Annotated in this window: 11 protein-coding genes and 1 tRNA gene; 3 read left to right on the forward strand and 9 right to left on the reverse strand. The window is 40.8% G+C overall.

The features are described from left to right. Positions 1–252: 252 nt before the first annotated feature. The 4 genes from ABXT41_RS02510 to ABXT41_RS02525 form a co-directional block, all read right to left on the reverse strand. Entirely contained in the window at positions 253–1,293 is a 1,041-nt protein-coding gene (locus ABXT41_RS02510; RefSeq protein WP_415391259.1) for an acyltransferase family protein, read from the reverse strand. 511 nt (positions 1,294–1,804) lie between these two features. Further along, a complete protein-coding gene (locus ABXT41_RS02515) occupies positions 1,805–2,929 on the reverse strand; it encodes a tyrosine-type recombinase/integrase (protein ID WP_415391260.1) in 1,125 nt (374 codons plus the stop codon). 112 nt (positions 2,930–3,041) lie between these two features. Next, positions 3,042–3,118, reverse strand: a tRNA-Arg gene (locus ABXT41_RS02520). Between the two features lie 440 nt (positions 3,119–3,558). Next, complete coding sequence (locus ABXT41_RS02525) at positions 3,559–4,047, reverse strand: molecular chaperone DnaJ (protein ID WP_415391261.1); 489 nt, start codon at positions 4,045–4,047, stop codon at positions 3,559–3,561. 195 nt (positions 4,048–4,242) lie between these two features. Here ABXT41_RS02525 and ABXT41_RS02530 point away from each other — a divergent pair, with 195 nt between their 5' ends. Then, entirely contained in the window at positions 4,243–5,241 is a 999-nt protein-coding gene (locus tag ABXT41_RS02530) for a rhodanese-related sulfurtransferase (RefSeq protein ID WP_415391262.1), read from the forward strand. 50 nt (positions 5,242–5,291) lie between these two features. On the opposite strand, the gene ABXT41_RS02535 is transcribed toward ABXT41_RS02530, so the two are convergent. Further along, entirely contained in the window at positions 5,292–8,096 is a 2,805-nt protein-coding gene (locus ABXT41_RS02535) for a bifunctional aconitate hydratase 2/2-methylisocitrate dehydratase (RefSeq protein WP_415391263.1), read from the reverse strand. Then, positions 8,093–8,296 carry a hypothetical protein gene (locus ABXT41_RS02540; protein WP_415391264.1) on the reverse strand — a complete coding sequence of 68 codons (204 nt, stop codon included), beginning with the start codon at positions 8,294–8,296 and terminating at the stop codon, positions 8,093–8,095. The genes ABXT41_RS02535 and ABXT41_RS02540 overlap by 4 nt, the downstream gene beginning before the upstream one ends. 362 nt (positions 8,297–8,658) lie before the next feature. Between ABXT41_RS02540 and ABXT41_RS02545 the strand changes: the two genes are divergently transcribed. Continuing rightward, positions 8,659–9,273 carry a tRNA-(ms[2]io[6]A)-hydroxylase gene (locus tag ABXT41_RS02545; protein ID WP_415391265.1) on the forward strand — a complete coding sequence of 205 codons (615 nt, stop codon included), beginning with the start codon at positions 8,659–8,661 and terminating at the stop codon, positions 9,271–9,273. Between the two features lie 146 nt (positions 9,274–9,419). Continuing rightward, positions 9,420–10,379 (forward strand): quinone-dependent dihydroorotate dehydrogenase, encoded by a 960-nt coding sequence (locus tag ABXT41_RS02550; protein ID WP_415391266.1) that lies wholly within the window; start codon positions 9,420–9,422, stop codon positions 10,377–10,379. Between the two features lie 22 nt (positions 10,380–10,401). Here ABXT41_RS02550 and ABXT41_RS02555 read toward each other — a convergent pair whose 3' ends face one another. The 3 genes from ABXT41_RS02555 to ABXT41_RS02565 form a co-directional block, all read right to left on the reverse strand. Then, on the reverse strand, positions 10,402–11,118 hold the full coding sequence (locus ABXT41_RS02555; RefSeq protein WP_415391267.1) for a UDP-2,3-diacylglucosamine diphosphatase: 717 nt from the start codon (positions 11,116–11,118) through the stop codon (positions 10,402–10,404). 76 nt (positions 11,119–11,194) lie between these two features. Further along, on the reverse strand, positions 11,195–11,704 hold the full coding sequence (locus ABXT41_RS02560; RefSeq protein ID WP_415391268.1) for a peptidylprolyl isomerase: 510 nt from the start codon (positions 11,702–11,704) through the stop codon (positions 11,195–11,197). Between the two features lie 106 nt (positions 11,705–11,810). Next, positions 11,811–12,749, reverse strand: a complete 939-nt coding sequence (locus ABXT41_RS02565; RefSeq protein ID WP_415391269.1) for a DMT family transporter — start codon at positions 12,747–12,749, stop codon at positions 11,811–11,813. Positions 12,750–12,890: the final 141 nt, after the last annotated feature.

Here is a 12,890-nt window from a genome sequence, read left to right on the forward strand (position 1 = left end):
GAATCGCCTTATATAAGCTCCTAGAGCCATATCGGCTATCTATTAAAAAGGTAATTAAATCAATTACTTAATTAGCAATAATAGGGAAGCATATAGACATATATTTATGTACTTTTAGGAAGTTTATATGAAAGGAGAATTTATGGTAATACAGGAGTAAGTGCTCGACGTGGATTAACTTTATCAATGCGCTCTTGCAACAACTTACGAAAGTCGTCGCTTGGCTTTTTTGACCATTGAACCATTCATTAATTAAGCAATCTTTGTCGCTGTAATGTAATGTGAAGAACGCTTTAAGAAGCGCTTTTCTACCGCATGCCAAGAAAATGCAGCAAGCGTTATTGTAATTACAACACTAGCGAGAAAGCCGACATACGGATTAAATTTGTAAAGCCCTAAGTGTTCTAACATCTGTATAGTAGGAAAATGGAAAAGGTATATTCCATATGACAAGTCACCAAACTTTCCTATCCCAATCGATAATAGTCGAGATTTGGCTACCATCAGAACAAAAAACGGATAGATGAACATAGTCATAATTTCACGAAGCGGATTCTCAACACTGGACTTTAGAAGCACGAAATAAATCAAGCTAACAATGATTACTGAAACAGTAGAAACCTTATTTAGGGCAATGAAACCCAGCATGCTACCGAATGCAAAAAATGGTAGCTGCCCAGGAAATTGTCTAGAAATTGTTTGTCCAATAGGATGAGGAAAATACTGGGTAAAATATAGATACCACGTTATACCAAGTCCAAAGCAGATGAACAAAGAAGCGCATGCACCAATCCTTTTATGCAAAATGAGCAATACAGGAACGGTGAAATATAGCATTAACTCTACTTTAATTGTCCAAAGAGAACCGTTCAGTGCTTGTACTTCAGCGAGTGGAATTGAACCTGGAAGATTCGGCTGGACAAAATTTAAGAATGCTAAATTAGCTCCCAAATATTTCACAAATTGTGAGTTGCTAACGAACTCAGTCAAGGTTAAATCTGTTGTGAGAAACCCAACTATTACGCAGTAGATTAATACAAGAACATATGCGGGATATATTCGTCTAATTCTCTTTTCAAAGTATTGAATGTAGCTGCCGCTTGAAAGATAACTTTTCGTTACAAGATAGCCACTGATTGCAAAAAATCCCTTTACTGCAAAATTTGAATCAAAATACCCTGTAAACCAAGCTAACTGTTCTGCAGTCGCAAGGACAGATGTATGCGCAACCAAGACAATAAAAGCCAGTATAAAACGAACTTCATCGAAGCAATTATCTACCCTAGAGCTCATCTCTCACCTTCGCTGATTAAGAATTACCCTCATACTATAGATTCAACTAGACGACGAACAGCGCGTTTTTTCTACGTCTTTTCGAACGTGCTGTATTGTGACAAAAGTATTTGCATAGCGCCTCACTATGCCAGTCAGTGATTGCGTCAACCATACAGCCAAACAACTTAACAACTTTCTTATCCTAATCTATCTTGTATTCAATTGAGTCAATAGCGTTTCGCTTTTGTTCAAGGTTAGCTCCAAGAAGCCACTTAAGGCGATTAACTAGAAGATCACATCACTGATTACCAGAGTCAGTACCGACACTGATACAAGCCACGCTCCCAATCCCCAGTCTTTTATAATCTTTGGAGTATCAGGCTGTTTGATTAGCATTTCAATCTTTCTTCTGCCAAGTATGTACACCCAGCAATATAGTGAGAACAGCACTATAAACTTCAGAGCAAAATCTAAGTCCATCTCAAGTTCCTGCTACCAAGCCCCTTACAATCAAGGAGCGATATTATCGTCAGTTGTATTGTTCTGCTTGCTTCCTTTGCATCTTCTCAAGGATAGATTCAGGCTTCAAATGAGTGTACTTCTTCAGCATAGCAAAATCTTTATGACCAGATATATGACTGACCTCCATCATATCTAATCCCAGTTCAAATAGTCTTGATATTGCCTCATGCCTCAAGTCATGAAAGGTGAGACCTTCAATGCCAGTCAGCTTACAAGCACGAGAGAATGCCTTGGTGATTGAATCAGGCTTCATATGGAATACCATGAAACTATTACTTATATCCTTAGGAGTCTCAAGGCTAACAACCTTACCTTTGCCTTGAAGTTTAGCAATACTAACTTCTACAGCCTCAGGGTAGATTTGTCTCACGCTATTAATTATAACCAGAAACTGTTTAGCTAAAGCATCAAAAGCCTCATTTGTAAGGAGGATTTCTCTAGCATGATCTGTTTTGGTTTTTGGAATCACCAGGCACTTTCTTTTTTGGTCTATGTCCCTAATCATGATATTCATCAGTTCACCTCTACGCATACCAGTAGCAAGACATAACCTCACAACCAAAGCTGTTTCATAGGAGCTTTTATCTAAGGCTCTAAGCAGTAACTCTTCTTCATTGCCAACCAGTCTTCTATTTCTGCTGGTAGGGCTTGTGTGTTTCGGTGTAGAGACCTTTGCTACAGGATTGCCATTAGGTAGCTCAATACCCCAGTCCTTTTGTATGACTTCAAATAGCCTATGCAATAGGTTGTGGTCTTTGATATAGGTAGCAGATGAGATACCAAGAGCCATTCGCTGTTCTTTGTACTTTACTATCTCAGGAGGCTTTATATTGAGGATGCTGAGCTTAACTAAGTCAGACTGTCTTATTAGATTAAGCTGGGACTTTAGTTGTCTTAGAGACCTTCGTTTCGCTACTGTTTGTTCTTGCTCGTACTTATCTAAGCAATCACCGAAATTGGTATCAGAAGCTACGCTTGAGTCAATGTAAGTTCCCTGTATTCTTTTTGCTTCAGTTATTTTTGCAAAGGCATCAGCATCTTTCTTTGAGGGGAATGCTTCAGATATGTCTTTAAATCCTGCTTGACGAATCTGGACTCGCCACTTGCCATTTCGTTTGTAGATGGTAGCCATAGCAACCTTACTAAGTTAATGAATCCTTAGTTTCATTGCACCCTAATTGCACCCAAATGTCAATTTTCCACTACTACAGTTTCACTGATTTGGATGTAAGTCATGTATTAATTGGCGTCCCGAAGAGGATTCGAACCTCTGACCTGCCCCTTAGGAGGGGGCCGCGCTATCCAGCTGTGCCACCGGGACGTGATTTTTAATTTCTTTCAAAGCTAGTAAATACAGTATCAATCGCTTTTCTATTATCGCTTCATGCAACCTACTACTTCAATTAAATACCCCTAGTGCTACCTCTGATTGTGGGCGTAGTGTGGGTGAACTAATTAACATTTATAATTCTACTATCGTTTGGTCTATTCATACAGTTTAAAAAGTTTTGTGTCTTGAAAAGTTCTTGGATAATCAGTTAGGGGGCGGGGGAAACATATCTAAATTCAATCCACTCAATTATCTTTTGATTGATTAAATCCGCTAATATATTTATCTAAGTGATTCAAATGCTCACTCTGCGCCTGCATTAAAATAGGCTTGAGCTGGCAAATGCCTTGGATATGGCATATTGGCGTGTCGCAATTGATGGGCTCTAGAATTTTCTCCATGATGCTATTGCGTGACACTAACAGTAAGAGTTAATTTTTTCTCTCTATAAGCAAATCCCGTGCAAGATTTAATTTTGTGGCTATATAGTTATTTCCTCCACGATCAGGGTGAAGTTTTTGCATCAACACCCTATGTGCCTGAATGATATCTTCGTTGCTGGACCCTGATTCGAGCCCAAGAATTTCCCAGGCCTCGGCTTCTGTTAGTGTAGTATTTACCTTTGCAGAAAAGCTTTCGCCTGTTTTGCTTTTCCGGCTTCGCATCCATGCCTGAATGAATGGAAAACCTCGCCAAGCAAGACCAAGAAAAATTTTTGCAAGAGGTACCAAGGCAGCTATAGCTGCCATTATCCAAGAAACTCTTCCAGTTATTGCCAGTGCAATTATTATTGTAATAAGAGCAAATAAGACGCTTTTAATAAGAAGTTTTCTGCGCTGTTCAGGAGGACACCTTTTAAGTCCTACCCAGCACTTATAGCCTATAGCTACAAGAATCATAAGCGCTAAAAATAAACCCATAGTATTTTGCCTAAATGGTTATTATAGGTAACGACAATAGCTTGTGACATTGCAATTGTCGATAGATGAGATAGTGATTTTAGGTGGCCTTGAGTGCAAGGCTATATGTAATTAAAATGCACCTAACAAAGTGCTGATGATAGTACAAATTTTTGTATCACCCTGCCATTTATAACGGTGGCAACGAGAAAGAATATGGAAAATACCCACTTGAGTGTTGTAGTTGCTTCATTGTACCGATTCGCAGAATTTCCTGATTTCGAGACATTTCGAGCCCCTCTATATAGTCTAATGCTTAAAGAGTCAGTGGTGGGTACGTTTCTTTTAGCCCCTGAGGGCATTAATGGCACCATCGCTGGATCGAGAAAAGGTATTGATGCGGTTATATTTTGGTTGGGAGAAGACAGTCGCTTTTCAGATTTAGAAATTAAAGAGTCTTATGTAAATGAACTCCCATTCTATAGAACAAAGGTAAAGTTAAAGAAAGAAATTGTGACAATGGGCGTTGATAATATTGATCCTAATACCCTGGTTGGCACTTATGTTGACCCTAGTGACTGGAATACTTTTATTGATGATCCAGAAGTGCTACTCCTAGACACCAGAAATAAGTATGAAGTAGAAATTGGAACTTTTAAAAATTCGATAAATCCAGAAACCAAGACATTTCGGGATTTTCCTAATTATATAACTGATACATTGAACCCTAATAAACATAAAAAAGTAGCAATGTTTTGCACTGGCGGTATTCGTTGCGAAAAATCTACTGCCTACTTAAAACAGAATGGTTTTGACGAGGTTTATCATCTCAAAGGAGGGATACTTAGCTATCTTGAAAATGTCCCTGAATCTTCTTCCAGGTGGCAGGGGGAATGTTTTGTTTTCGATAACCGAGTCACGGTCAATCACAAATTAGAAAAAGGTAGCTATGATCAATGCCACGCATGTCGTATGCCGTTAACACAAAAAAATATACAACATGAGAGCTACAAAAAAGGAGTTAGCTGTCATTATTGTTATGGTGAGCACAGTGTTGAGCAAATAAGGCGTTTTGCAGACAGAGAAAAGCAAATGAATTTGTCTAAAAAAAGAGGGGAGGCACATCTTGGCTCCTCAATAGAATCGCAAACGTCTAATCGCAGGCAGAAAAAAATAGAATTAAAAAACAAGCAACGCAATATAGATAAGAGGTAAATTTTTAATATTCAAGTGCTTAATATATTGAGCCAGTTAAAAATCAGAAGCTAGCCGATAAGCCTCACCGGCATAGCTTGTGGCTCAACACTCAGGTCTGCCGAAGGTGGCACGAAGTCGGTCAGGTTAAGGCCCTCAACGGCGGCTTTATACTCTTCGATGGTTGGGATACGGCCCAATATGCTAGACAGTACAACCATTGGCGTAGAGGCTAGCAGTGACTCACCTTTCTTCTCGTTAGTATCTTCAACCACACGGCCCTGGAACAGGCGAGTAGAGGTAGCCAGTACCGTATCGCCTTTAGCAGCCTTCTCTTGGTTACCCATGCACAGGTTACAACCCGGGCGCTCTAAGTACATAATGTTCTGGTACTGCGTACGAGCGGCGCCTTTAGGATCGACATCGTCAAATTCGAAACCGGCGTATTTCTGTAGCAGTTCCCAGTCGCCTTCGGCCTTCAACTCATCAACGATGTTGTAAGTGGGTGGCGCAATAATCAGCGGTACTTTGAAATTGATCTCGCCTTGAGTTTCAAGGTTGCGTAACATCTGAGCGATGATCTGCATGTCGCCTTTGTGCACCATGCAAGAACCGACAAAGCCCAGGTCAATGGTTTTGTTGCCGCCGTAGTAAGACACTGGACGAATAGTATCGTGGGTATAGCGCTTAGAGGGGTCTTCGTTGTTTACGTCCGGGTCAGCAATCATTGGCTCGTCGATTTGGTCCAGATCAACCACCACTTCTGCGAAGTACTTAGCATTGTTATCTGGAGCCAGAGCAGGGTTCTCTCCCGACTGGATTTCAGCGATACGCTTGTCAGCCAGACCGATAAGGCCTTGCAGCATATCCACATGGTTTTCCATGCCCTTGTCGATCATGATCTGGATGCGACTCTTAGCCAGTTCCAGCGACTTGACCAGGGTTTCATCATTAGAGATACAGATAGAGGCTTTCGCCTTCATCTCTGCAGTCCAGTCGGTGAAAGTGAAAGCTTGATCGGCTAGTAGGGTGCCGATCTGTACTTCGATGATACGACCCTGGAACACGTTCTCGCCATTGAACTGCTTGAGCATCTGCGCCTGAGTGGCGTGCACTACATCGCGGAAGTCCATGTGGCTCTTCATGTCACCCTTGAAGGTAACCTTCACAGACTCAGGAATCGGCATAGCTGATTCACCGGTAGCTAGTGCGACAGCTACAGTGCCCGAATCTGCGCCGAAAGCAACGCCCTTAGACATACGGGTGTGTGAGTCACCACCGATGATGATGGCACGGTCGTCCACGGTGATGTCGTTCAACACCTTGTGGATTACGTCGGTCATAGCGTGGTAAGCGTTCTTAGGATCGCGCGCGGTGATCAGACCGAAATTATTCATGAACGACATCAGCTTAGGAATGTTGGCTTTTGCCTTGCTGTCCCAAACAGATGCGGTGTGACAGCCAGACTGATAAGCACCGTCAACACTTGGCGATATCACAGAAGCAGCCATGGCTTCCAGTTCCTGACAAGTCATAGGACCAGTAGTGTCTTGGGAGCCGACGATGTTCACTTTAACGCGAACGTCAGAACCGGCGTGCAGCGGGGTATTGGAAGCTACGCCCAGAGCGTTCCTGTTGAAAATCTTCTCAACAGCAGTCAGGCCTTGAGCCTCAATAGAAATTTCTTTCGATGGCGCGTAAACCAGAGCGGGTTTAACCCCTAAAACATCAGCTGCAATGGTCTGTAGCTTCTTACCGAAGACAACAGCATAAGAACCGCCAGCCTTCATGAATTCAATCTTTTGCGGTGTGAACGCAGAAGAAACGTCTGCAAGCTCTATGTCGCCGTTGTAGAGCTTGTGCTCTTTGGTGTTGATGGTAAGCACAGTACCGGTAGCCACTGAGTAAGCCTCTTCCAGCACAGCATCACCATTATCGTTAAAAACGGTGTTGCCTTTGACGTCTACTTTTTTAACCCAGTTTTTCAGGTCGAGACCGATACCACCGGTAACGTCAACGGTGGTCAAAAAGATTGGAGAGATACCGTTGGTACCGGCAACAACTGGAGCGATGTTGATGAACGGCACGTATGGGCTAGCTTGCTTACCGGCCCACAGGGCAACGTTGTTGACGCCAGACATACGTGAAGAGCCGACTCCCATGGTGCCTTTCTCAGCGATTAGCATCACTTTGGCGTTCGGGTATTTTTTCTGCAACCCAACGATTTCCTGTTGGGCTTTTGGGGTCACCATACACTGGCCATGCAATTCACGGTCGGCACGTGAGTGCGCTTGATTACCTGGAGACAACAAATCAGTGGAGATGTCGCCTTCACCGGCAATATAAGTGACGATTTCAATGGTCTCGTCAATTTCAGGCAGTTTGGTAAAGAACTCGGCTTGTGCGTAACTCTCTAGGATCTCTTTAGCGATGGCATTGCCGGCTTTAAAAGCGGCGGTCAGACGATCGATATCGGCTTCGTACAAAAATACCTGAGTTTTCAGAACGTCAGCGGCTGGTTTGGAAACGACTGCATCGTCAGACAGAGCAAGATTGAGCAGAACTTCAATAGAGGGGCCGCCTTTCATGTGCGAGAGCAGTTCGAAGGCAAATTCTGCTGTGATCTCTGCAACGACAGATTCACCCAGAATGATTTCTTTCAGAAATTGTGCTTTCACGCCAGCAGCCCTGGTTGTGCCTGGTAGCGTATTATAAATAAAGAACTTCAGGGAATCTTCACGCCGCTCATTCCCGGTATCTTTGATTTGGGCAATTATCTCTGCCAGCAAATCAGCGCTGTCAATTGGTTTTGGATTTAATCCTAGATCCTTTTTACGGGTGGCGATTTCATCCATATACTCTAAATATAAGCTCATTCAAATTTCTCACAGTAAGTTGCTTCATCTACACCAGGAGGAACACGGTTTGCTATGAGGCCCAGCAAGAACGAATCTTCCCCAGCAAGAGAGTTTTTGATTAACCCTACTAGATCTGCTGTCCATTCTGGGGAAAGTAGCTTTGGTGAAACTCCTTCGGTAGAGCGTTCAATTACTTGCTGACGGTATGTTTCTAACACAATCTAAATCCTCGTCTCACATGGATGCTTAGCCAGCTCAATTTTATTATGTTTCTGTTTTTAGCGGCCGATAATTTTTTTGCAGCTAACCCTTTAATTCTGTTGGACACTTTTTGTATCGGGGCATTATTCTACTATAAATTAGTTATTAAAGGGGAGTGGTGAATTATTAATTTCATGTAAAAGTTATATTTTTTGATGATAACCAAGGGTTTATATTTTTGTCATCAGCACGTCTTTTGTGCGCGAATTACTTGAAGGCATAATGGTAAGATAGTGATTACTATAAGATAGCCGCTTAAGCTCAAATAGCAGCTATATCTTGATTGAGTAAAATATTTTAATGAGGATGAAGTCTGGTGATGCCTGAATATACAAAAGAAGTCATAGGTTTTTTAGCATGCGAAACCTCAGAAAGCTGGGTGTCAAAAGCACTAAATAATCAAGAAATTTTATTAATTGATCACGCTAATTGTGAAAAAAAAGCAGCGAGTTCAGCCCTCAATTTGATATACCGTTACGTCGACAACTACGAGCTAATCAGTAAAATGTCTCGCTTGGTTCGTGAGGAAATGCGCCACTTTGAACAGGTAATTACTATTATGAAGGCTCGAGGCATAGAGTATTACAATATTGATGCTTCCAGGTATGCTTCAGCATTAAGGAAAAAAATTAGAACACATGAACCTGCGAGGTTAATGGACTCGCTTATAGTGGGAGCATTCATTGAGGCTAGATCTTGTGAGAGGTTTGCGAAACTGGCTCCATTTCTTGACGATGAGCTAAAAACATTTTATTTATCTTTGCTCAAATCGGAAGGGCGGCATTTCCAAGATTATCTGACATTGGCGAAGAGCATTCCAGATAGATCTTTTGATGATCGTGTTTTAATTATTCGTGAGCAGGAGCAATTATTAATTGAATCATCAGACGATACATTTTATTTTCATTCTGGATACCCATTGAGCCCAAGTTGAAATGCATAAGCTTGTACCTTTAGCTCTATTTTTTAATAAAAAAGAAACTATTTTTAATACTTTTCTTATTATTCTAATGACAGCGAACATATAATGATTTTATGTTTACGAAACTAATACTATTTTTTTTAACTTTCTGCACTTCAATGATGAGATTATTTCCAGAGGAAATTGCTCATGATTTAGGTTTATGGTCCCTAAAGTTACTGCATTTAGTAGGGTTTAAGATTCCAAAGAGAAGCACTCTAAATAAAACATCCTTAAAAGGTATAACTTTTGCTAATAAGCTAGGTTTGGCGGCCGGGCTGGATAAGAATGGAGACTATATTGATCCTTTGGCATCTTTGGGGTTTGGTTTTCTGGAGATAGGGACTGTCACTCCAAGACCTCAAAAGGGAAATCCAAAGCCAAGGTTGTTTAGGGTCAGCTCTCAAGAAGCCTTGATAAATAGTCTAGGTTTTAATAATAAAGGAGTTGATTATTTAGTAGAAAATGTTTCAAAAAGAAAATCTTCTATCCCTCTTGGGATTAGCATAGGCAAGAATTCTGATACACCTCTAGAAAAGGCAAAAGATGACTACTTGATATGTTTGGAAAAAGTCTTTCCTTATGCTGACTATATAGCAATCAATATCTCTTCTCCAAACACTGAAGGCCTCAGAGATCTTTTCAATAAAGAGTACTTTTCTGATTTGATATCCAGTTTAAAATTAAAACAGATTGAGTTGTCGAAAGAGCATGAGTATGTTCCTTTATTTCTAAAAATATCTCCCAACATAGATAGCTCTCATCTTAAGTTGCTTGTAGAAATCATTTTGGAAAAGAATATAGATGGAATAATCTGCACCAATACTTCAAATGTTCATGACCACCTCTCTGGCAAGGGCGGTATAAGCGGAAAACCTTTATTAGAACTATCATCTAAAGTCTTAGTTACCTTAAGATCTCTAACTGGAAAGAATTTCCCTATAATAGCTTCTGGGGGTGTTATGAGTGTTAGTGATTTCCAAGGAAAACTAGACTGTGGTGCAGATCTTGTCCAAATATACACTGGGTTGATTTACAGAGGTCCTTCTTTAGTTGATGAGATCATTAATTCAGATTAGCTCTATAAATACAGCTGCCTATTTATTTTATTTTGAAAGATACTAGATCGATTGCTCCCTTGTCTTTAATGCGTATAAACCACCCATTTTGACCCCAGTCACCCAAGACCAATCTTTCTCCATGTAGATGCTTATGTCGATTCGGCCTATGTGTATGCCCATGTATTATTGTATCAATACAATATTTTTTCATGGTTTGCTCAACCTCTTGCGGCGAAACATCCATGATATTTTCTGATTTGTTGCTGTTAGACTCCATACTTTGAGATCGCCATTTTGCCGCTATGCGCTGTCTTACTTTTAGGGGTAGATGCATCAACACCCAGCGCAATAAACGACTCCTAGCTATACGCCTGTATCGCTGATATTGCTTGTCGCGAGTGCAGAGAGTGTCACCATGAAGCAGTAATACTTTTTTGCCTTCAAGCTCGCATGTATGGTAATCATCAAGAAGAGTGCAGCCGGTGTCATGTGAGAATTTTTTACCAATTAAAAAATCTCGATTGCCTTGCATGAAATAGACAGATACCCCGCTATCCGATACTGTTTTTAGTGCTAAAATTACTTGGCGAGAGAAAGGTTCTGGATCATCATCGCCAATCCAAGTTTCAAATAAATCTCCCAGAATATAGAGCGCATTAGAGTGTACGGCTTCATTTTTTAAAAAACCAAAAAATGCCTCGCTTACTGCCGGACATTGAGGTGATAGGTGTAAATCAGAAATAAGTAATGTAGACATTTAACCTAATTATCTGAATATGGTTAGTTAAGTAGACTGCCAAAGATTATTGCCTCTGGCAGTCTTACATAGTTGGTTATTTGCCGCTGTAGACATCACTTATGGTAATTTTTTCTATGGATACGGTATCAACAGGAACATCCCCGTGAGGCCCTTTATTGCCAGTCGGTACAGATTTTATTTTGTTCACAACATCCATACCGTCAGTCACTTTTCCAAATACAGCATAACCCCAACCTTGGGAATTTTTCCCTGAGTGGTTTAAGAAACCGTTGCTGCCAACATTAATGAAGAATTGAGAGCTTGCAGAATGTGGATCATTGGTTCTTGCCATCGCTAAAGTTCCAATATCATTCACGAGACCATTGTCCGCTTCGTTTTGAATAGGGTCTCGGCCTTCTTTTTGTTTCATTTCTTCATTAAAGCCACCACCTTGGACCATAAAGCCATCGATTACACGATGGAAGATAGTGTTGGTATAAAAATCATCTCGACAGTATTGGAGAAAATTTGCTGCGGATAGCGGGGCTTTATCAAAGTTCAGTTCAATGGTTATGTCGCCAAAGTTGGTGTGGAGGGTAATCATATGGTAAGTAATCCTGTGTTAAATAATTTTTAGGGCGGCATTCTACATTTTTTTTTATAGAATTAAACCTTCTATGACCTATAAAAACTTATCCTGTTTAGAATTTTTAACTGTCCGTATTGTCCGTATTGTCCGTATTGTCCGTATTGTCCGTATTGTCCGTATTGTCCGTATTGTCCGTATTGTCCGTATTGTCTATGTTGGATTGCCAGCCTTGTATTATACCGCAAAGCACAATCAAAGTAATTCCAATACATATAAGCGTGTCAGGGATTAGATGCCAAAATAAAACATCTACCGCTAAAGCCATCAAGATATAGCTGTATTCAAAAGGAGCGATGACGACTGGTTTGGCGATTCTAAATGCAGCTATTAAGAGCATGAAGCCAATGGCTCCAGCTGTTCCAGATACTAGCATGCCGGCTAATTGCAATGAACTTATAGGGATCCATTGGTCTTGTTCCCAAAAACTAGCAGCAATTAATAGAGGTATAAATTGGTAGAAATTAATGGCCCAATCTGAATCAGTTTTCGATAATTTTCGACCCCACAGAATGAGCACTGCGTATGAAAAAGGAAGACTAAGTAGTGATATGTAAACCCAGCTGAAGCCTTCAGCATCTAATCTAAGAACAAAGCAAACGCCAATAAAGCCGGAAATCGTCGCTATCCATTGTATTTTGTTTGCTTTTTCTCCAAGAATAAATGGTGATATAGCGGCAATTAAAATAGGCGCCCCTGCTAGAGCTGCCGCAACGGCACTAAGGGGGAAATATTTAACTGATAGGTAATAGCCAACACTAATTAATCCAAAAAAAAGACTTCTGAATACGTGCTGGGCTGGGTTAGAGGTTCTGAGTAAGTGCATTCGCCCGGTGCTGACTATAAAGATTAGTAGCGCTAGGATAGATGCTAGTGTTCTGAACCACACTAACTGACCTGTAGGAATACTGTTAAATAACATTTTTAATAAGGTGTCTCCCAGCAAAAAAGACACAAGACATAGCTGCAGATAGAGAATAGCGCGTGTATTTGATTTAATCATAGCCCGTTTTCTTATTCTGAAAATTTTAGATGGATGGAAACTTACAAAACTCTAACGTCAATGGTTTATACGCAAGACTCTGGAGGCTATAATGGTTGCTCTTTTTAACCCTACTCTTAATTATGGAGAAGAGCCTCACTG

The organism is Porticoccus sp. Uisw_050_02, from assembly GCF_047729555.1.
Classification (GTDB): Bacteria; Pseudomonadota; Gammaproteobacteria; order Pseudomonadales; family Porticoccaceae; genus Porticoccus.